The sequence below is a fragment of the Dyella sp. C11 genome (assembly GCF_003121485.1).
In the GTDB taxonomy this organism is placed as follows: Bacteria; Pseudomonadota; Gammaproteobacteria; order Xanthomonadales; family Rhodanobacteraceae; genus Dyella.
In genome coordinates this window covers 96,611-115,224 of the sequence record NZ_QAVX01000002.1, presented here as the reverse complement: position 1 = coordinate 115,224, position 18,614 = coordinate 96,611, and the positions used below count along the sequence as shown (strand labels likewise).

Genomic DNA, 18,614 nt, shown 5'->3' with positions numbered 1-18,614 from the left:
GAAAAAGCCCGCCCGGACAAGGCCGGGCGGGCTTCGGAGGGGATCAGCCGTACAGGCGCTCGTCGCGCACGGCGCGCTGGTGCTTGTCGCAGATCTTCTCGCGGTGCTTGCGCAGCTGGGTGACCAGCTTGTCGAACAGGACATCGATGGAGACGTACATGTCGTTCTCAAGCGCTTCGGCGTGCAGGGTGCTGCCCGTGATGGAAAGCGTGCCTTCGGCGCGCTGCTGCAGTTTGTTCACGGAGAGGACGATGCTGAGGTTGACGATGCGTTCGTCGAGGCGGGTGAGGCGGTCAAGCCTACTGTTCACGTGATCCCGAAGGGCGGGGGTGACTTCAATCTGCTGACCGCTGAGTTGAACTTGCATGTTGCGCCTCCTCTGGTACATGCCGCCGTGGCGGCTGGAATCGATGCGCCGGTCGCGTATGCCGTGGCCGACACACCTTTTGAAACTCCGGTATTTCGATGGGCTTTGCGGGCCTCCTCACCTGGGGACAGTCACTATGCGCTTGTCGAGTTTTCTTCGCGTTATGAAGACCTTCACGCCTTGCGATGACTTCTGCCCTTCGGATCGTCTTACCTACAGTTATGGAGACGACTTTTTCGCAGCCAAGTTCCCCAGGCGTTTTGCCGCGCTGAGAGACAGTTTTGTTCAGCCGGCGCGCTGGCGTTCGCTGGAACTGGGAATACGCATGGCTTCGCGGTACTTGGCCACGGTGCGTCGGGCAACCTGAATGCCCTTGCGATGCAATTCCTCCGCGATGGCCTGGTCGGACAGCGGCTTGCGCGGGTCTTCGGCGTCCACCAGCTTGCGCAGCATGGCCTGGATGGCGGTGGCCGAAGCGCTGCCACCGTCTTCGGTGGACACGCCGCTGGAGAAGAAGTGCTTGAGCTCGAACGTGCCCCGCGGCGTATGGATGTACTTGCGGGTAGTTACACGTGAAATGGTTGATTCGTGCATGCCCACTTCCTCGGCCACTTCGCGCAGCACCAGCGGGTGCATCGCTTCGGGGCCGTAATCGAGGAAGGCGCTCTGGCGGCGCACGATGGCTTCGGCCACCTTCATCAGCGTTTCCGCACGCGATTCCAGGCTCTTGATGAGCCAGCGCGCTTCCTGGAGCTGTCCGCGCATCCAGCTGGCATCCGTACCACGCGCTTGCGCGATAAGGCCGCAGTAATGCTGATTCAGGCCCAGGCGCGGCTGGCAATCCGGGTTGAGGCTCACGCGCCAGCGGCCAGCATCCTTACGTGCATAGACATCGGGTGCTACGTACTCGACGGGTGTGACGTCGAGCGCGGCGCCGGGACGCGGATCGAGGCTGCGGATCAGCACCGCCGCTGCGGCGGTGTCGTCTTCGCTCGCACGCAACTTGCGCGCGAGACGTGCGATGTCGTTGCGCGCGAGCAATTCCAGTTCCGCATCGACAATGCGCATCGCGAGTTCGCGTTGCGGCGTATCGGGATTGAATTGCTCCAGCTGCACGTGCAGGCAGTCACGCAAGTCGAAGCTGGCGACACCTGTGGGGTCGAAGCGTTGAAGCATGCGCCGCACGTATTCCACTTCCGCGGCGTTGGCCTTGATGTCCGCGGGCAGGGCAGCGATGAGCGAATCCATGCTCTCGGTGAGGTAGCCGTCCGGATTGAGCGCATCGATCAGCACCGCCGCAATGGCGCGATCGCGCGCTGTCATGTGCGAAAGGTTGAGCTGCCACAGCAGGTGTTCCTGCAGGGTTTCCGGCGCAGCGCTCTGCGGCTCGAAGCCGTCTTCGTCGACGTTGTTGTTGCGCGACGAACCGCTGCCGCTGCTGAAGTCGATGGGGTCGTCGCTGTTGCCGTCCACTTCCACATCGCCCCATTCGGGCGCTTCGGCATCGTCGACGGTATCGGTGCTGCTGGAGCTGGACGAGCTGGCCGGGATCGCATCCATCGGCTCGCGTTCGTCGCCATCGGCGTTTTCCGGGTTGTCGTCGGAAAACTCCAGCAGCGGATTGCTTTCGGCAATCTGGCGAAGTTCCGCCTCCAGTTCGAGCTGCGACAGTTGCAGAAGCCGGATGGCCTGCTGCAACTGTGGCGTCAGCGTGAGCTGTTGATTGAGGCGGAACTGCAGTCCGGGTTTCATGCTGGCCGGTCAGGATGAACGTGAAGGTCATCCTAACTCGTGACCCCGGGGGCGACCATAGGTCGAAGGCGAAATCGCGTACTACCTCAGGTTTAGTCCTGAGGTATTCCCTGTTCCGGGGCCGTTACAGGCGGAATTCGCGACCGAGGTAAACCTCGCGGACCTTCTCGTCGGCAAGGATGTGTGCCGGCGTTCCGCGCGACAGCACTTCGCCGTCGTTGAGGATGTAGGCGCGGTCACAAATGCCCAGGGTTTCGCGCACGTTGTGGTCGGTGATGAGCACGCCGATGCCACGCTCCTTCAGGTGACGCACGATGCGCTGGATTTCGCCCACGGAAATGGGGTCCACGCCGGCGAACGGTTCGTCGAGCAGCATGTAGCGCGGATGCGCGGCCAGTGCGCGGGCGATTTCCACACGACGACGTTCACCACCGGACAGGCTGATGCCCTTCTGGTCGGCGATATGCGCGATTTTCAGTTCGTCGAGCAGGCTTTCCAGCTCGTTGGTACGGCGCTTTTCGTCCCAGCCTTCGCGCAGTTCCAGCACGGCCATGATGTTGTCGGCCACGGTGAGGCGACGAAACACGGACGCTTCCTGCGGCAGGTAACCGATACCGAGCTTGGCGCGCTGGTGCATGGGCAGGCCGGTGATGTCCTGCTTGTCCAGCTTGATGATGCCGGCGTCAGCTTCGATCAGGCCCACGACCATGTAGAAGCAGGTGGTTTTGCCCGCGCCGTTGGGGCCGAGCAGGCCCACCACTTCGCCTTCGCGGATGGAGAACGCGAAGTCGCGCACCACCTGGCGCGCCTTGAAACTCTTTTGCAGGCCTTCAGCAGACAGCATCGATCAATGACCCCCGGCCGGCTTGGGTGCAGCAGCTGGCGGCGTTGCCGGGGTGGCGGCTGCGTTGGGATGGCAGGTGGGAGAGGCCACCTGGCCCGCAGGTGCCGGTACGCCCGGCTGCGCCTTGGGCAGGATCACGCCATGCACGAGGCCATCGCCACCGGCTTCGCCGGTGATCAGTGCCGTCTGCGTGTTGTAGGTGAGCTTGTCGCCGTGGAATTCGCCGCGGCCCTGCTGTTTCACCACGGCATTGCCGGTGAGCACGGCAATGCCATTGATGTTGTCGTAGTCCAGCTGCTGGGCGTCGCCCTGCATCAGGTTGTTGCAGTCATCGAGCTGCTCGATGTGCGCCACGCCGCCGGCAGGAGCCGTCACTACGGCGCGCGCCACCTGTGTGTCGGCATCGAGGTAGAGCTTGGCCACGGCACCGGTGAGCTTCATCGTGCCCTGGGTGACCACGACATTGCCGGTGAGGGTGGTGACCGTGTTGGGCGCGTTGAAACCGTCCAGAGTCTTGGACGAGTAGTTCATCGGCTGGTTGCGGTCATCCTGCTTGGCCAGCGCCGGCTGCAGGATGAGCAGTCCCAGGCCCAGCAGGGCGAGGTGCAGCTTGAGACTTCTTGGGTCGCGGCGGAAACGAGCCGGTGACTTCATCGAACAGCTCCAGATGATTGGTGTTGAGGTTGGCACGCATGCCCACCCCGTTAAGTGTACGTGGCCCTTGCTTCATATGCGCTGGGGCGTCGGTCACCATGCGGTTTTCCTTCGGCCAGGCGGTGACGTCGGTGGTGTGCATTTCCGCCGCGTCCGTGTCGCCGAAGGCCGCACGGTGCATGTAGACCGGCCCCTGCAGCTTCAACAGGGTGCCGCTCTTGTCGACCCAGGCGTAGAGCGACTTGCCCAGCCAGGGCGGGATACCTTCCTGGTTGGAGGGCATCTCGAAGTCGGGCGTATTGATGTACAGCGACTCGTCGTTCTCGCGGCGCTCCAGGTGCGGGGCGACCATCTGGAAGCTGGGCAGGCCGTCCACGTCGTAGGACCACAGCTGGAAATTGGTCAGCGTGTAGCCGGAACGGGGCGGACCCACGAAATCGCTGACCTTGGGCGCCGGGGCCAGCCACCAGTACAGCAGCTGGGCCGCGCCCGTGGCGATGGCAATCAGCACGATCGCGACCGGCAGGCCGCGATCCCGTAGATAGGTTCGAAAACTCACTGCCAGCGCTCCCGCTCGGCAGCGGTCTTGCCCTGGGCGTGCAGCACCATGTCGCAGACTTCGCGGGCCGCGCCCAGGCCGCCGTGCAGGCGAGTTTGCCAGTGCGATTGCTCGACGACCCACGGATGGGCATTCGCCACGGCCACGGCCAGGCCGACCATGCGCATCGGCGGCAGGTCAGGCAGGTCGTCGCCGACGAAGGCGGCCTGGTCGGGCGTCAGGTTCAGCGCCTCAAGCAGCTGCTGCAGGCAGGCGCGCTTGTCGCCCTGGCCCTGGTAGACGTGGGCGATGTCCAGCTCTTCGGCACGCAGCGCCACCGGATGGCTGATGCGGGCCGAGATGATGGCCACATGGATGCCCTGGGCCATCAGCAGCTTCAGGCCCAGGCCGTCATGCACGTGGAACACCTTGGTTTCGTGCCCGTCTTCGGCGTACCACAGGCGGCCGTCGGTCAGGGTGCCGTCCACGTCGAACACGACGAGGCGGATCTTGGCGGCGCGGGCAAGGACGTCAGCGGAAATATCAGCCAGATACATGGTCGGATTCGGAGAGGGGGCGGAAAGTCGTCACCGTCAAACGCCGGGCGCGGCGGATGGTGCACGCAGTGTAGGAAAGCAGCTGAACCTTTCGATCAGACCACACGGGCGCGGAGCAGATCGTGAATGTTCAGGGCGCCCACCACCTGTTGCTGGTCGTTGACCACCAGCAGGGCGTGAATCTGGTGCTTTTCCATCAGCTGGGCAGCTTCGATGGCCAGCTTGTCCGCGCCGATGGTCTTGGGACCGCGCGTCATCAGGTCGGCCACGGTGGCACCGCGCAGGTCCAGGTCGTCATCGTCCAGCGCGCGGCGGAGGTCGCCGTCGGTGAACACGCCGAGCAATCGACGATCCGCATCGACCACGGCGGTCATGCCCAGGTGCTTGCGGGTCATTTCCATCAGCGCCTGCGTCAGCGACGAGTTCGGCGACACCGCCGGGATGCCTTCGCCGGTGTGCATCACATCGCTGATATGCAGCAGCAGGCGACGGCCCAGGCTGCCGGCCGGATGCGAGCGGGCGAAATCTTCGGACGTGAATCCGCGGGCTTCGAGCAGGGCGATGGCCAGCGCGTCACCCATCACCAGGGCGGCGGTGGTGCTGGCGGTGGGCGCCAGGCCCAGCGGGCAGGCCTCGGCGGCGATGCTGGCATCCAGGTGCACGCTGGCTTGATCGGCCAGCGACGACTTGGCGTTGCCCGTGATGGCGATGAGCGGAATGCCCTGGCGCTTGATCACCGGCAGGATGAAGAGCACTTCGTCGGTTTCGCCCGAGTTGGAAAGGGCGAGCACCACGTCCTGGGGCAGGATCATGCCCAGGTCGCCGTGGCTGGCTTCGCCCGGATGCACGAAGAACGCCGGCGTGCCGGTGGAGGCCAGGGTGGCGGCGATCTTGCGTGCGACATGGCCGGACTTGCCCATGCCGGTGACCACGACGCGACCGGCGCAGCCCATGATCAGGCGGCAGGCTTCCACGAATTCGGGGCCGATCCGGGGCTCCAGGGCGCGGATGGCTGCGGCCTCGGTGGCGATCACGGTGCGCGCGCTCTGCACGATGGTGTCGGCGTTGATCGCGTGCGGGTTGGCTGGGGCGACGTGGGCGTTCATGCGTCCTCGGAGGTCGGCCGGATTTCCGTCATGACCCTGAATGGGTCGCTGGGTGAGCGAAAAATCGGATAAATCATTATGTTATGCGTGGGTGGCGGCTCGAAGGGGGACGCCGCCCGGGACACGTGTCGTTTCTGCGACAGAGGTTTTCCATTAACATGGCATATTCGCATTTTAACGTCATAGTCGGTGCCATTGGGTCCGGTTCCCTTCCGGATCGACGGCGCTGACCACCTCTGCATTGGAAAAACCATGGACGCTGCCACCATCCAGGCAATGATCGAACAAGGCCTGCCTGGCGCGCAGGCCACCGTAAGCGGCGACGACGGCGTGCACTTCGAGGCTGAAGTGGTGGCTGATCAGTTCGCCGGCAAGCTTCCGCTGGCCCGGCATCGCCTGGTTTACGCCACGCTGGGGGATCTCATGGGCGGCGCGATCCACGCGCTGGCCCTGAAGACGCTCACTCCCGCGGAGATCGCCGCGCGCCGTTAAGGCTGCGCTGCGCTCCCGGACATTCTTTCGAAGGACTTTTGATGGCCAAGATCCTGATCAGTGGCGGCGAGCCGCTCCACGGTGAGGTGGGTATTTCCGGCGCGAAGAACGCCGTGCTGCCGATCCTTGCTTCCTGCCTGCTGGCCGACGAGCCGGTGGCGATCAGCAACGTGCCCCACCTGCACGATGTGACCACCTTCATCGAGCTGCTGGGCCAGATGGGCACGCAGCTGGTGCTGGACGATCGCATGAAGATGCACATCGATCCGCGCACCACCGATCGCCACTTCGCGCCGTACGACCTGGTGCGCACCATGCGTGCGTCCATCCTGGTGCTGGGTCCGCTGGTGGCCCGCTTTGGCGAGGCCGAAGTGTCGCTGCCGGGCGGTTGCGCCATCGGTTCGCGCCCCGTCGATCAGCACATCCGCGGCCTGCAGGCGCTGGGCGCCGAGGTGGTCGTGGAGAACGGCTACATCAAGGCCAAGGCCAAGCGCCTGAAGGGTGCGCGCATCTCGATGGACATGGTCACCGTCACCGGTACCGAGAACATCATGATGGCCGCCGCGCTCGCGCAGGGCACCACGGTGATCGAGAACGCCGCGCAGGAACCGGAAGTGGTCGACCTGGCGCACTGCCTGATCGCCATGGGCGCGCAGATCGAAGGCGCCGGCACGTCCACGCTGACCATCCACGGTGTGGAGCGTCTGCACGGTGCCGAATACGAAGTGCTGCCTGATCGCATCGAAACCGGCACCTTCCTGGTCGGCGCTGCCATGACTGGCGGCAAGGTGCGCGCACGCAACGCACGCGCTGACACGCTGGACGCCGTGCTCGCCAAGCTGGAAGAAGCTGGTGCGCATATTTCCACTGGTGCCGACTGGATCGAGCTGGACATGCGCGGCCGTCGCCCGAAGGCAGTGAACATCACCACGGCGCCGTACCCGGCCTTCCCGACCGACATGCAGGCGCAGTTCACCGCGCTCAACTGCGTGGCCGAGGGCGTGGGCGTGATCACCGAGACGGTGTTCGAAAACCGCTTCATGCATGCGCTGGAACTGCAGCGCCTGGGCGCGGACATCCGCCTGGAAGGCAACACGGCCATCATCAAGGGCGTGGAAAAGATGAGCGGCGCGCCGATCATGGCGACCGACCTGCGCGCTTCCGCGTGCCTCGTGCTCGCCGGCCTCGTTGCCGAAGGCGACACCACCGTCGATCGCGTCTATCACATCGATCGCGGCTACGAGAACATCGAAGAGAAGCTGGGCGTGCTCGGCGCGAAGATTCGTCGCCTGCCTTCCTGATCGTTGGCGTTTTCGACAAAAGAAAAGGCCGCTTGAATGGCGGCCTTTTTCATGCGCTTTGCCGGTAAAGATCAGTTGCCCTTGAAGCTCACCAGCTGAAGTTCGAGGTTGCCGCCATCGCTCTGCGCGAGCTTCACCGGCACGGGATATTTCTGCGGCGCGTACCACGCGCTGAAACTGTTCTGGTCGCCGCTGCGCACGACGCGTTCCGCCTGGAAACTGCCGGCCGGCACTTTCACGGCTTCCTTGGCGGCGACCTTGAATTCCTGCGTTTCCACGTTGCGCTTTACGGCCACGGGCAGCGCCACCGACTGCTTGCCTTCGCGCAATGCGAGGCCGATGGCATAAGGCGTGGTGTTGCGATCGACCCTGCCCGGCGCGCTGGGATACGTCATCGGGCCCTTGCCTTCGTTCACCGTGACCTGACCGCTGGTCCAGTTCACTTCGGTCTTGCGCTGCTTGCTCTTGAAGCCGGCGTCCATGCTGTAGTCGTAGTTGACGGTTTCCGGCGCGCCGTTGTTCCAGCGGAACGTGGTGGTTTCTGACGAGTTGGCACCGAGCGCCGCGGCAAGGCCTGCCGTGCCCTTGGTCTGGTTGCTGTAGACCCACTGTCCGTTGCTGCCGGACTTCAGTGAAATCACCGCTTCGCCAATCACCTGCCCACCCTGCGACACCTGGTAGGTCGCGGTGAAGGGCGCCGGTGCGGTGGTGGCGGCGAAAACGGCCGTCGTGGAAAAGGCCAGCACAAGGCCGGCGGCGCACGTGCGGAGAGTGTGGGATGCGGTCATGGGGACCGCAGTCTACGCGTCGAAACTGAACGTGCTGTAGAGGCGCCGTGCGGCGTCAGTCAACCAACGTGCCGTTGCGCAGTTGCAGCGGCGCGTCGAGCAGCTTTCCATCCAGGGCCACGCGGTTGGGCGCGATGAAATCGATGCGCCCATCCGCCATCAGGGCGAGTACGGCCGGCAACAGCTGGTGCTCGAAGCCGAGCAGGCGCTGCGCGAGGGCGCTTTCATCGTCGCCGGGAACCATGTCGATGCGCGCCTGGGCGATCACCGGGCCGCCATCGAGTTCGGCCGTGACGTAATGCACGCTGGCGCCGTGCTCGGTGTCCCCGGCGTCCAACGCGCGGCGATGCGTGTGCAGGCCGCGGTATTTGGGCAGCAGGGAAGGGTGGATGTTGATCATCCGTCCAACCCACGGCGCGAGTGCCGCACCGTCGATGATGCGCATGAAACCCGCCAGCACCAGCGCCTGCGCACCGGTCGCGGTGAGCCTGCGGAACAGCTCGAAATCAAAATCCTTGCGGCGCGCGAAGGCTTTGGGATCCAGCGAGAACGTAGGGATGCCTGCTTTCTTCGCCAGCTGCAGCGCGCCGGCGTCATCCTTGTCGCTGCCCACGGCGACAAGGTCGACAGGCAGCGTCCCGGCATCGCGGGCGGCGATCAAGGCCTGCAGGTTGCTACCGCGCCCGGATGCGAGCACGGCCACACGAAGACGCGAAGCGCTCACGGAATCAGCCGATGTGGACGCGCTCGTCGCCCTGGGCGGGCACGACTTCGCCGATCACGCGGCTGGCCAGGCCATGCTTTTCAAGCAATGCACTGGCAGCGGCAACGGCGTCGCGCGGCAGGATGATGGTGAAGCCCACGCCGCAGTTGAACGTGCGCCACATTTCCTCGCGCGCCACGTTGCCTTCGCGCATCAGCCACTCGAACACGGGCGGCAGCACGATGGCTTCAGCATCGATGTGGATGCCGAGGTTCTCCGGCACCACGCGGATGATGTTTTCCTTCAGGCCGCCACCGGTGATGTGGGCCATGCCATGCACGGGCGCGTTCTTCATTAGGTCCAGCATCGGCTTGACGTAGATGGTGGTGGGCGCCATCAGTGCATCGGCCAGCTTCACGCCGCCGACGTCGAGATCCAGCGGGCTGCCGGCACGCTCAAGAATCTTGCGGATCAGCGAGTAGCCGTTGGAGTGCGGGCCGGAAGAGGCCACGCCCAGGATCACGTCGCCCGCCACGATGGCGTCGCCGGAAAGCAGCTGGGACTTCTCGACCGCCCCGACGGTGAAGCCGCCCAGGTCGTATTCGCCCGGCGGATACATGTCCGGCATCTCGGCCGTTTCGCCGCCGATCAGCGCGCAGCCGGCCAGTTCGCAACCCTTGGCGATGCCGCCGACCACGGCCACGGTGGTGTCCACGTCCAGCTTGCCGGTGGCGAAGTAGTCGAGGAAGAACAGCGGCTCGGCACCCTGCACCAGCACGTCGTTCACGCACATGCCGACCAGGTCGATGCCGATGGTGTCATGGCGACCCAGCTGCTGGGCCAGCTTGAGCTTGGTGCCCACGCCGTCGGTACCCGAGACCAGCACCGGTTCCTTGTACTTGCCGGAAAGGTCGAACAGGCCGCCGAAGCCGCCCAGGCCACCCATGACTTCGGGGCGGGCAGTGCGCTTGACCAGCGGCTTGATGCGTTCGACCACGGCATTGCCTGCGTCGATATCGACGCCAGCGGCGGCGTAGGTGAGGGCGTCGGACATGGGGGCAACCCGGCGTTGGGAAACGTCGGATTGTAACAGCGTGGGGCCGCACTTTCCTGAGCGATGACGCGGAAGCGGGATGGCTTCGATGGACGGTCCGGGCCGGATTGGGCAGACTTCTGATGTTCCCCACCCGGAATTCGCCCCCCATGCGCCTGACCCGCCTCCTGCTCGTCTGTCTGATGCTGGGCCTTGCCCCGCTGCTGTCCGTGCACGCGCAGGGGCAGGTGTCACCCTATACCGTGGTCGTGAACGTGGCTGACACCAGCGACGCCGCCCGCGACGGAGCCTTTGGCGACGCCCTGGCGCAGGTGCTGGCCCGCACGTCGGGCGGCCAGGACCTCAGCAGCAAGCCCGGTTATGCGGACCTGCTCAAGGGCGCGTCGGGCATCGTGCAGCAGTACCAGTACCAGCGTGCCGCCAGCGGCATGGCGCTGCAGGTCACGTTCGACCAGGCAGCCGTGCAGCACGCCGTGGCGCAGATGGGCGTGTCGGGCGGTGGTTCCCGTCCGCCGGTGTTGCTGGTGGTACGCGACGAGGACGGCAGCGTGGTCACCCGCGACACGCTGGCCCCGCTGACGCAACTGCTGGCCACCAAGGGCTACAGCACCGTGCTGGCTGATCCGGCCAAGATCGGCGACACGCCCAGCCTGACCAGCGCGGAGCCTGATCAAGTGGCCGCCGTGGCGCGCCAGTACAAGACCGGCCTGATCCTACTGGGCCAGATTCACGGCAACGCCGCGGACTGGGCGCTTGTGTCGGGTGGTCCCCAGCAGAAATGGAGCACGCAGGGCGCCAACACGGCGGCGGTGCTCACGGACGCGGGCAACGGGTTGATGGATCGCCTGGGCAAGCAGTTGAACGTGATCGGCTCGGTCACGGTCGACGGCAAGCTCTGGGTGTCGCAACTCAATTCGGCCATGGACTACGCCAACCTGGTGGCCGTGCTGCGCGCCGACCCCAATGTGCGGCAGGTCACCACGCTGAATGCACAGGGCGATGGCATGTTGTTCGCGATCAAATCTTCACTGCCGATGGACGCTCTGGCCAACAGTCTGGCGGCGGGTGGGCGCGTATTGCGGGGCGACTCGCACAGCGATGCCGATGCCAGCCTGCGCTGGGTGCACTGATCGCCACGCGTTGAGCGCCGTGTCTTGCTTCGCTGGCCCAGCTCCAGCGTCGCGTTGTTTCTCCGACCTCAAGGGATGAGCCATGTCGATGTCGCCTGACAGCTCCCGCCGCTGGCAAATGCTCGCGCTCGCCGCGGTGATTCTCTACGTGTTCTGGCTGCTGGCACCGGTGCTGATGCCGTTCGCTTTCGCCGCCATGCTGGCCTACCTGGGAGATCCGCTGGCCGATCGCCTGCAGCGTTTTGGCATGGGACGCACGCTGGCAGTGAGCATTGTTTTCATCGTGATCCTGCTGATCACGGTGGGTGCGTTGCTGTTGCTGATCCCGCTCATTTCGCGCCAGGTCGAAAACCTGGTGACCAATATGCCGCGCTATGTGGACTGGGCTCGCGATACGGCGCTGCCCTGGGTACAGGCCAAACTGCATCTGGACCCGAGCGCCTTCGACACGGATCGGGTGATCCAGCAACTCAAGGATCACCTGGGTTCCATCGGCAATGCGGCCACCGTGCTGCTGGGCAAGATTTCCCGCTCCAGCGTCGGCGTGGTCATGTGGCTGACCAACATGGTGCTGATCCCGGTGGTGGCGTTCTACCTGCTGCGCGACTGGGACCGCATGGTGGCGTGGATCGACCGCATGCTGCCGCGTTCGATCGAACCCACGGTCGCCCATCTGGCGCGTGAGTCGGACAGCGTGCTGGGCGCCTTCGTGCGCGGCCAGCTGCTGGTGATGCTGGCGCTCGGCCTGTTCTACGGCATCGCGCTGACCCTGATGGGGCTGTCTGTGGGCCCGCTGATCGGTATGATCGCCGGCTTGCTCAGTTTCGTGCCCTACCTGGGCTTCATCGTGGGCTTCGGATCGGCGTTGATTGCCGCCCTGGTGCAATACGGCGACTGGACGCACGTGCTGATCGTGGTCGGCATTTTCACCGCCGGCCAGTTGCTGGAAGGCTATGTGCTGGTGCCGCAGCTGGTGGGAGACAAGATCGGCCTGCATCCGGTGGCGGTGATCTTTGCCGTGTTGGCGGGTGGCTACCTGTTCGGTTTCCTCGGTGTGCTGCTGGCGTTGCCGGCGGCATCGGTGATCCTGGTGGTGTTGCGTTATCTGGCCGAGCGCTACCGGCAGAGCGACCTGTACATGGAGGAGGGCGACGGCGATCCCGTGCTCACCGAAGTGGACGTCACCGTTCAAACACCGGAAGGCCATGTGGAAACCCGTACGATCGTGGACCGGGAAGGCACCAAGAAGGACGCAGTACCCCCTCAATGCTTCCGCAGTTGCCGCTCGCCTTGCGCTGGCCTCGCCGCCAGCGTTTCGAACATTTCCATCCCGGTGGCACCGCCGCGACGCTCGCCGCCGTGGAGCAGATCGCACGCGTGCCCCGCACGCCCTGGCTTTACCTGGCCGGGTCGACGGGCAGCGGCAAAAGCCATCTGCTGATGGCCGCCTGCCAGGAAGCCATCCTGGGTGGCCGTACCGTGCAATACTTGCCGCTGGCGAGCATTGGCGACAAGGCAGCGGCCATTCGTGGCGTGGCGGGCAGCGAGTTTCTGGCGCTGGATGACCTGGGCGCCATTGCGGGTGACCGCGAAGCCGAGCACGCCCTGTTCGACGTCTACAACATGGCGAAAGCCGAAGGCGCCGCCTTGCTGTTCGCCGCCGACGTGCTGCCCGTGCAACTGGGGCTGGGTCTGCCGGACCTTCGCTCGCGGCTGGGCGCCTGCCAGCAGGCATTGATCAAGCCGCTGGAAGATGGGGAGCGTCGCGCTGTCCTGCGCCAGCAGGCCGCCACGCGGGGCATCGAGCTGGACGACACCGTGCTGGATTGGCTGTTCAATCGCTACGCGCGCGACCTGGGTGCCTTGCTCGACCTGCTGGATCGCATTGACCAGGCGTCGCTGGCGGCCAAGCGACGCATCACGGTGCCGTTCCTGCGCGAATTTCTGCGCGAGACCGAGCCGGGCGGCTGACCGCGGCAAAGCATCTTGTAGGAGCGCACTTGTGCGCGACCGAGGGATGTCGAAGCGCCGGGGTCGCGCACAAGTGCGCTCCTACAGGGATAAAAAAAGGCGCCGTGAGGCGCCTTTTTTCTTCAATGGAGCTCAGGCCTCAGGCCATCAGCAAACGCGGCGTGGCATTCGCACTGATCGCATCCACCATCGCCTGCGCGACGTTGAGGTTGCCGGCGATGATGTTGCCGCTTTCCGGAATGCCATCACGACCGGCGAAGTCGCAGTAGCGACCGCCCGCTTCACGCACCAGCAGTGCGCCGGCGGCCATGTCCCACGGCTTCAGGCCGATCTCGAAGAAGCCGTCGTAGCGGGCGGCGGCGACATAGGCCAGGTCGAGCGCGGCGGAACCGGAGCGACGGATGTCCTCGGCCTGGCCGAGCAGGGCGCGGGTCATGTCGAGCTGGGCGTCCAGGTGCGAGCGCTGGCGGTAGGGGAAGCCGGTGCCGATCATGGCGCCGCCGAGGTTGTCGCGCTTGCTCACGCGGATACGGCGGTCGTTGAGGTACGCGCCGTCGCCCTTGCTGGCGGTGAACAGCTCATCGCGCAGCGGGTCGAAGATCACCGCGTACACCGGCTCGCCCTTTTCGAGCAGCGCGATGGAAACGCAGAAGTGCGGAATGCCGCGCAGGTAGTTGTGCGTGCCATCGAGCGGATCGATGACCCACACCAGCGGACCCTTGCCGATGGTGCCGCTTTCCTCGGCGAGGAAGGCATGCGTCGGGTAGGCGCGCTTGAGTTCCTTGACGATCTCGGCTTCGGCCAGGCGGTCGACTTCCGAGGCGAAGTCCATGCGTTGCTTCTCGACGACATTGAGTCCGTCGATGCGGTTCATGTAACGCAGGATGATGTTTCCTGCGGAGCGCGCGGCGCGCACCGCGACGTTGACGGCGGGTCTTGGCATGGCTTCGGCTTTCAAAAGAACGGGGTTTCGGCGCGAAAGTCTAGCAGAGACCGGCCCTCGGGTCAGGTCGGCGGGGAAGGCCGCCGTTGGGCGGTGTTTGACACGGGGCCTCGACGTTTCCAAGCTATGCGTCCGTTTGCACGAGTTTTCCTGTCCCGATGAGCGCTGATACCGACCTCGCCGCCCGCATCCGCTACGTGCTGGTGCGCACCTCGCACCCCGGCAATATCGGCAGCGCCGCCCGTGCCATCCGCACCATGGGCTTCGACAAGATGGCCCTGGTGGCGCCCCACAAGTTCCCCGACCGCGAGGCATCCGCCCTGGCCGCCGGGGCGGATGAGGTGCTTGAAAACGCCACCGTCAGCGACGGTCTGGTCGATGCCCTGGCCGGCACCAGCCTGGCGCTGGGGCTCTCCGCCCGCCGCCGTGGCGTGGACCTGGAAGAAATCACGCCGCGTGAAGCCGCTGCCCGTGCCTTGGCTGCCGCTGCCCGTGGTGAGCAGGTGGCGCTGGTGTTCGGCAACGAGCGCACCGGTCTGGAAAACGAGGAACTGGCCCGCTGCCACGCCATGGTGCGCATTCCCAGCGTGGACGATTTCAGCTCGCTGAACCTCTCGCAGGCCGTGCAGGTGATGGCCTACGAATTGCGCCTGGCCTCGCTGGGCGAGATTGCCGCCCCGGTTCGCGCCGATGCCGAACCGCCCGCCGACGCGGCGCGGATGGAGCGCTTTTTCGAGCACCTTTCGCAGATGCTCGACGACATCGACTTCCACAAGGGGCGCGCGCCGACCACGATCATGTTGCGCCTGCGCAAGCTGTTCCAGCGCGCCCAGCCGGACGAACGCGAGCTGCGCGTGATGCACGGCATCTTTGCCGATGCGCAGCGCATGGCGCACATCGCGACGGGCAAAACGAAGCCGCCGCAAGGCGATTAATTAGCTGTGACTACCTGTGGGAGCGCACCCTGTGCGCCACGGCTCAGGTGTCGATGAGTGCACCGCAGTCGTGCACAGGGTGCGCTCCCACAAGATAAAGAAGCCGCATTGCTCAACGGTTCCGTGGATCAGAACCCGTCTTCGTCCACGTCGATGCGCGGCAGGCGCGTAATCATCAACTTGTCGATGCGCGCGCCGTCCAGGTCCACCACTTCCACGCGGAAGCCGCGCCATTCGAAGGTTTCGGCAGTCTGCGGAATATGCCCCAGTACGGCCATCACCATGCCGGCGGCCGTGCGGTATTCGTGTTCTTCCTCACCGGGCAAGGTGTCGACCTTCAGCAGTTCGCGCAGGTCGTCGGTGGAAAGCGAGCCATCCACTAGCCAGCTGTCGTCGCCGCGCGGCGTGATCAGCGGACTTTCCTTGGTGTCGTTGCTGCCCAGCTGGGTGGCACCCACGATGGCGGCGAGCAGGTCGTTGAGCGTCACCAGGCCGACGATGTCGCCGTATTCATCCACCACCAACGCCAGCTGGGTTTCCGCGTCGCGGAATTCCTCCAGCAGATCGAGTGCGCGCGCAGTGGCCGGCACGTAGAGCGGCTTGGACAGATGGCCAAAGACGTCGGGCGTGCCATCCGCAAAGCCGCGCAACAGGCGCTTCACTTCCACCACGCCGAGGATGTCGCTTTCGTCGCCGCGATACACCGGGTAACGGGAATAGGGCGTAGTGCGCAAGGTTTCCGTGTTCTCGTCCAGCGGCGCTTCGGCGTCCAGCCAGACGATGCGGGTGCGCGGCGTCATCACGCTGTCCACCGAGCGGTCGCCCAGTCGCAGCACGCGATTCACCATGTTGTGTTCGTCGCGATCCAGCACGCCGTGCTCGGCACTTTCGGCCACCAGCAGGCGGATTTCCTCTTCCGTCGCCACGTCACTGCCGCGCCCCTGGATGCGCAGTAGCCGCAGCAGCAGGCCACTGGACAGGTTGAGCAACCACACGAACGGCGCGGTGATGCGCGACAACACCATCATCGGCATGGACACATAGCCGGCGATTTTTTCCGGGGCGGACAGGGCGACGCGCTTGGGTACCAGCTCGCCGATGACGATCTGGATGAACGAGATCAGCACAAAGCCCAGCACCAGGCCGATGACCTTGGCATACGGTTCCATCCAGGCAGCACGGCCGCCATGGATGGCGGTGGCGATGTGGTCGCCCAGCGCGTCGCCGGCCAGTGCGCCCGTCACCAGGATCACCAGGGTCATGCCCACCTGCACGGTGGACAAGAAGCGTTCCGGGGACTCGGCAATGCGCAGGGCCATGCGGGCCCGGCGGCTGTCGCGGGCCATCTGCTTGAGGCGGGTCTTGCGCGAGGCCACCAGGGCCATTTCGGACAAGGCGAAGAAGCCGTTGAAGAACGACAGCAGGATGACGGCGGCTATTTCGGTCAGCATGGGGTGGGCTGGCCTGCTCTTAGGTCGCGGATGGACATGAGACGGAGTGTAAGGCCTTCGTTCGCCCGGGAGGGTGGATGGCTTGGCAGGGCTTGATGCGGCGCGGCAGGGGGCTCCTGTAACATACCCGTCATTTTCCGCCCCGCACCCCAGGCAATAACCGCATGTTTTCATTGCAAACGATTTTCGGCAAAGGCGACAAGTTCTACGGTCTGCTCGAACAGAGCGCCGAGGCCGCGCGCGAAAGCGCCAAGGCTTTGCACGAACTGGTCACGCGCAAAGACCACGCGCCGGTGATGGCCGCCTTTGCTGCCGCGCGTCAGCGCGAGAAGGCACTTGCGGGGCAGATCAGCGAAGAGCTGGTGAACACCTTCGTCACCGCGCTCGACCGTGAAGACATCGAAGCGCTGAACTCCGCGCTCTACAAGATTCCCAAGACCATCGAAAAATTCGCCGAGCGCTACGAGATCGTGTCCGGTCGCGTAAGCGATGTGGATTTCGCCGCGCGTGCCCTGGTGCTTGAGCGCGCCACGGGTGTGGTCTCGGAAATGATCGGCGAGCTGCGCCGCGGCTTGCGCATCGACCCGGTGAAGAAGCTGCAGGATCGCCTGCAGACGCTGGAATCGGAAGGCGACCGCCTGTTGCTGTCGCCGTATCGCACGCTCTACGTGGAAGGCGGCGATGCCATGCGCGCGATGCTGGCGAAAGACCTGTTCGAGCTGCTCGAAAAGGCCATCGACAAGTGCCGCGACGTGGGCAACATCGTTTACTCCATCGTCCTGAAGAATTCCTGAGGCCGGCACGATGACGCTGCCTATTTCGCGTATCCCGGCCTTGCACCGGGACACGACGCCTGTGCGCGAGGTGCGCGCATGAGCATCGGCCTTGCCATCGCGGTGGTGTTGATCGCACTGGCTTTCACCTACATCAACGGCTTCCACGACACGGCCAACTCCATCGCCACGGTGGTGGCGACCAAGGTGCTGACGCCCGGGCAGGCGGTCATGCTGGCGGCCATCACCAACCTGATCGGTGCGCTTTGGGGCACGGCGGTCGCCAAGACCATCGCCGCCGGCCTGCTCAACAGCCATGTGGTCGAGGCTGGCCCCAAGCTGCTCATTTGCGCCTTGCTCGCGGCGACCGTGTGGAACCTCATCACGTGGTGGCGCGGCCTGCCGTCCAGTTCCAGTCACGCGCTGATCGGCGCGCTGGTGGGTGCGGCCATCGCAGCGTCTGGCGACAACTTCGCTTCGGTGATCTGGTCCCAGGGCGGCGATCACTGGTGGAACGGCTCGGGTGTGATTCCGAAAGTGATCGTGCCGATGGTGGTGTCTCCGCTGGGCGGCTTCGTCATCGGTTTTACCGTGATGGGCCTGCTCTATGCGTTGCTGAGCTGGTTCGCCAGTCGCGAAGGTTTCCTGCGCCGTTTTGGCCGAACGCCTTTCGTGAACAGCTTCTTCGGCAAGGCACAGATTCTGTCGGCAGGTGCGATGGGTCTGGCGCACGGCTCCAACGACGGCCAGAAGAGCATGGGCATCATTGCGCTGGCGCTGGCCGGTGCCACCGCGGCGGGTCAGTTCGAGGGCCTTCCCGGTTGGCTGGGTTTCCTGCGCATCCAGGGCACGGCAGCGGGTGGGTTCGATGTGCCGACGTGGGTGGCGGTGGTGTGCGCGCTGACGATGGCGGCCGGCACCGCCAGTGGTGGCTGGCGCATCATCAAGACGCTGGGCCACAACATGGTGAAGCTGCATCCGATCAACGGATTCGCCGCAGAAACCAGCTCGGCCACCGTGATTCTCCTGGCGACCCACTTTGGCATTCCGGTGTCGACCACGCACAACGTGTCGGCGTCCATCATGGGCGTGGGCGCTGCCAAACGCTGGAATGCCATCCGCTGGTCGGTGGTGGAGCGCATGGTGTGGGCGTGGATCCTCACGCTGCCGATCACGGCGTTGCTCGCCTACGGCATGGTGCGTCTGTTCGCCCTGTTCTGATGTTCACCGAGCCTGCGCTGGTACCCGGTGCAGG

At 65.0% G+C, this 18,614-nt stretch carries 19 protein-coding genes and 1 pseudogene; 8 read left to right on the top strand and 12 right to left on the bottom strand.

Features of this window, described 5'->3' with window-relative positions; all coding sequences use genetic code 11:
- Positions 1–43: 43 nt before the first annotated feature.
- The 7 genes from raiA to DK366_RS02930 form a co-directional block, all read right to left on the bottom strand.
- The gene (gene raiA, locus DK366_RS02960; protein ID WP_109124031.1) at positions 44–367 is read right to left on the bottom strand and encodes a ribosome-associated translation inhibitor RaiA; all 324 of its coding nucleotides are present in this window, start codon (positions 365–367) and stop codon (positions 44–46) included.
- 285 nt (positions 368–652) lie between these two features.
- Positions 653–2,119, bottom strand: a complete 1,467-nt coding sequence (locus DK366_RS02955) for an RNA polymerase factor sigma-54 (protein ID WP_109124030.1) — start codon at positions 2,117–2,119, stop codon at positions 653–655.
- A 124-nt stretch (positions 2,120–2,243) separates the two neighbouring features.
- Positions 2,244–2,963 carry an LPS export ABC transporter ATP-binding protein gene (gene lptB, locus DK366_RS02950; RefSeq protein WP_109124029.1) on the bottom strand — a complete coding sequence of 240 codons (720 nt, stop codon included), beginning with the start codon at positions 2,961–2,963 and terminating at the stop codon, positions 2,244–2,246.
- Between the two features lie 3 nt (positions 2,964–2,966).
- Positions 2,967–3,617, bottom strand: coding sequence for a lipopolysaccharide transport periplasmic protein LptA (gene lptA, locus DK366_RS02945; protein WP_109124028.1), 651 nt, complete (start codon positions 3,615–3,617; stop codon positions 2,967–2,969).
- Positions 3,508–4,176, bottom strand: a complete 669-nt coding sequence (gene lptC / locus DK366_RS02940; protein ID WP_109124027.1) for an LPS export ABC transporter periplasmic protein LptC — start codon at positions 4,174–4,176, stop codon at positions 3,508–3,510. The genes lptA and lptC overlap by 110 nt, the downstream gene beginning before the upstream one ends.
- A complete protein-coding gene (locus DK366_RS02935; RefSeq protein WP_109124026.1) occupies positions 4,173–4,712 on the bottom strand; it encodes an HAD-IIIA family hydrolase in 540 nt (179 codons plus the stop codon). The genes lptC and DK366_RS02935 overlap by 4 nt, the downstream gene beginning before the upstream one ends.
- Positions 4,713–4,807: 95 nt before the next feature.
- Entirely contained in the window at positions 4,808–5,818 is a 1,011-nt protein-coding gene (locus tag DK366_RS02930) for a KpsF/GutQ family sugar-phosphate isomerase (protein WP_109124025.1), read from the bottom strand.
- Between the two features lie 252 nt (positions 5,819–6,070).
- Here DK366_RS02930 and DK366_RS02925 point away from each other — a divergent pair, with 252 nt between their 5' ends.
- Positions 6,071–6,310: a BolA/IbaG family iron-sulfur metabolism protein gene (locus tag DK366_RS02925; protein WP_109124024.1), complete on the top strand. Its 240-nt coding sequence runs from the start codon at positions 6,071–6,073 to the stop codon at positions 6,308–6,310.
- Positions 6,311–6,351: 41 nt separating this feature from the next.
- Positions 6,352–7,611, top strand: a complete 1,260-nt coding sequence (gene murA, locus DK366_RS02920; RefSeq protein ID WP_109124023.1) for a UDP-N-acetylglucosamine 1-carboxyvinyltransferase — start codon at positions 6,352–6,354, stop codon at positions 7,609–7,611.
- 71 nt (positions 7,612–7,682) lie between these two features.
- On the opposite strand, the gene DK366_RS02915 is transcribed toward murA, so the two are convergent.
- The 3 genes from DK366_RS02915 to purM are packed head-to-tail and all read right to left on the bottom strand — an operon-like array spanning position 7,683 to position 10,156.
- Entirely contained in the window at positions 7,683–8,399 is a 717-nt protein-coding gene (locus DK366_RS02915; protein WP_109124022.1) for a DUF3108 domain-containing protein, read from the bottom strand.
- Positions 8,400–8,454: 55 nt separating this feature from the next.
- On the bottom strand, positions 8,455–9,123 hold the full coding sequence (gene purN, locus DK366_RS02910) for a phosphoribosylglycinamide formyltransferase (RefSeq protein ID WP_109124021.1): 669 nt from the start codon (positions 9,121–9,123) through the stop codon (positions 8,455–8,457).
- Between the two features lie 4 nt (positions 9,124–9,127).
- Positions 9,128–10,156: a phosphoribosylformylglycinamidine cyclo-ligase gene (gene purM / locus DK366_RS02905; protein WP_109124020.1), complete on the bottom strand. Its 1,029-nt coding sequence runs from the start codon at positions 10,154–10,156 to the stop codon at positions 9,128–9,130.
- 149 nt (positions 10,157–10,305) lie between these two features.
- Between purM and DK366_RS02900 the strand changes: the two genes are divergently transcribed.
- The 3 genes and pseudogenes from DK366_RS02900 to hda all read left to right on the top strand — a co-directional run bounded on the left by DK366_RS02900 (position 10,306) and on the right by hda (position 13,257).
- Positions 10,306–11,286, top strand: a complete 981-nt coding sequence (locus DK366_RS02900; protein WP_109124019.1) for a DUF2066 domain-containing protein — start codon at positions 10,306–10,308, stop codon at positions 11,284–11,286.
- Positions 11,287–11,368: 82 nt separating this feature from the next.
- A pseudogene (locus tag DK366_RS02895) lies at positions 11,369–12,379 on the top strand (AI-2E family transporter); the annotation flags it as partial.
- Between the two features lie 173 nt (positions 12,380–12,552).
- Positions 12,553–13,257 carry a DnaA regulatory inactivator Hda gene (hda, locus tag DK366_RS02890; RefSeq protein WP_109124018.1) on the top strand — a complete coding sequence of 235 codons (705 nt, stop codon included), beginning with the start codon at positions 12,553–12,555 and terminating at the stop codon, positions 13,255–13,257.
- A 139-nt stretch (positions 13,258–13,396) separates the two neighbouring features.
- Here the strand turns inward: hda and DK366_RS02885 are convergent, their stop codons facing one another.
- Positions 13,397–14,200: an inositol monophosphatase family protein gene (locus DK366_RS02885; protein ID WP_109124263.1), complete on the bottom strand. Its 804-nt coding sequence runs from the start codon at positions 14,198–14,200 to the stop codon at positions 13,397–13,399.
- Between the two features lie 158 nt (positions 14,201–14,358).
- Here DK366_RS02885 and DK366_RS02880 point away from each other — a divergent pair, with 158 nt between their 5' ends.
- On the top strand, positions 14,359–15,135 hold the full coding sequence (locus DK366_RS02880; protein WP_109124017.1) for an RNA methyltransferase: 777 nt from the start codon (positions 14,359–14,361) through the stop codon (positions 15,133–15,135).
- A gap of 128 nt (positions 15,136–15,263) precedes the next feature.
- Here the strand turns inward: DK366_RS02880 and DK366_RS02875 are convergent, their stop codons facing one another.
- Entirely contained in the window at positions 15,264–16,586 is a 1,323-nt protein-coding gene (locus DK366_RS02875) for a hemolysin family protein (RefSeq protein WP_109124016.1), read from the bottom strand.
- Between the two features lie 164 nt (positions 16,587–16,750).
- On the opposite strand from DK366_RS02875, the gene DK366_RS02870 reads away from it, so the two are divergent.
- Both DK366_RS02870 and DK366_RS02865 read left to right on the top strand, forming a co-directional pair.
- Positions 16,751–17,380 carry a pit accessory protein gene (locus DK366_RS02870; protein ID WP_109124015.1) on the top strand — a complete coding sequence of 210 codons (630 nt, stop codon included), beginning with the start codon at positions 16,751–16,753 and terminating at the stop codon, positions 17,378–17,380.
- Between the two features lie 78 nt (positions 17,381–17,458).
- On the top strand, positions 17,459–18,580 hold the full coding sequence (locus tag DK366_RS02865) for an inorganic phosphate transporter (RefSeq protein WP_198651395.1): 1,122 nt from the start codon (positions 17,459–17,461) through the stop codon (positions 18,578–18,580).
- The last annotated feature ends 34 nt before the right edge of the window (positions 18,581–18,614 follow it).

What these genes read in the sequence shown, in the direction of transcription:
- lptA (WP_109124028.1), bottom strand. Translation starts at nt 3,617, where the DNA reads ATGAAGTCACCGGCTCGTTTCCGCCGCGACCCAAGAAGTCTCAAGCTG.
- DK366_RS02870 (WP_109124015.1), top strand. Translation starts at nt 16,751, where the DNA reads ATGTTTTCATTGCAAACGATTTTCGGCAAAGGCGACAAGTTCTACGGT.
- DK366_RS02955 (WP_109124030.1), bottom strand. Translation starts at nt 2,119, where the DNA reads ATGAAACCCGGACTGCAGTTCCGCCTCAATCAACAGCTCACGCTGACG.
- raiA (WP_109124031.1), bottom strand. Translation starts at nt 367, where the DNA reads ATGCAAGTTCAACTCAGCGGTCAGCAGATTGAAGTCACCCCCGCCCTT.
- DK366_RS02885 (WP_109124263.1), bottom strand. Translation starts at nt 14,200, where the DNA reads ATGCCAAGACCCGCCGTCAACGTCGCGGTGCGCGCCGCGCGCTCCGCA.
- DK366_RS02900 (WP_109124019.1), top strand. Translation starts at nt 10,306, where the DNA reads ATGCGCCTGACCCGCCTCCTGCTCGTCTGTCTGATGCTGGGCCTTGCC.
- hda (WP_109124018.1), top strand. Translation starts at nt 12,553, where the DNA reads ATGCTTCCGCAGTTGCCGCTCGCCTTGCGCTGGCCTCGCCGCCAGCGT.
- lptB (WP_109124029.1), bottom strand. Translation starts at nt 2,963, where the DNA reads ATGCTGTCTGCTGAAGGCCTGCAAAAGAGTTTCAAGGCGCGCCAGGTG.
- DK366_RS02875 (WP_109124016.1), bottom strand. Translation starts at nt 16,586, where the DNA reads ATGCTGACCGAAATAGCCGCCGTCATCCTGCTGTCGTTCTTCAACGGC.
- DK366_RS02925 (WP_109124024.1), top strand. Translation starts at nt 6,071, where the DNA reads ATGGACGCTGCCACCATCCAGGCAATGATCGAACAAGGCCTGCCTGGC.
- DK366_RS02880 (WP_109124017.1), top strand. Translation starts at nt 14,359, where the DNA reads ATGAGCGCTGATACCGACCTCGCCGCCCGCATCCGCTACGTGCTGGTG.
- DK366_RS02865 (WP_198651395.1), top strand. Translation starts at nt 17,459, where the DNA reads ATGAGCATCGGCCTTGCCATCGCGGTGGTGTTGATCGCACTGGCTTTC.
- DK366_RS02930 (WP_109124025.1), bottom strand. Translation starts at nt 5,818, where the DNA reads ATGAACGCCCACGTCGCCCCAGCCAACCCGCACGCGATCAACGCCGAC.
- purM (WP_109124020.1), bottom strand. Translation starts at nt 10,156, where the DNA reads ATGTCCGACGCCCTCACCTACGCCGCCGCTGGCGTCGATATCGACGCA.
- murA (WP_109124023.1), top strand. Translation starts at nt 6,352, where the DNA reads ATGGCCAAGATCCTGATCAGTGGCGGCGAGCCGCTCCACGGTGAGGTG.
- DK366_RS02915 (WP_109124022.1), bottom strand. Translation starts at nt 8,399, where the DNA reads ATGACCGCATCCCACACTCTCCGCACGTGCGCCGCCGGCCTTGTGCTG.
- DK366_RS02935 (WP_109124026.1), bottom strand. Translation starts at nt 4,712, where the DNA reads ATGTATCTGGCTGATATTTCCGCTGACGTCCTTGCCCGCGCCGCCAAG.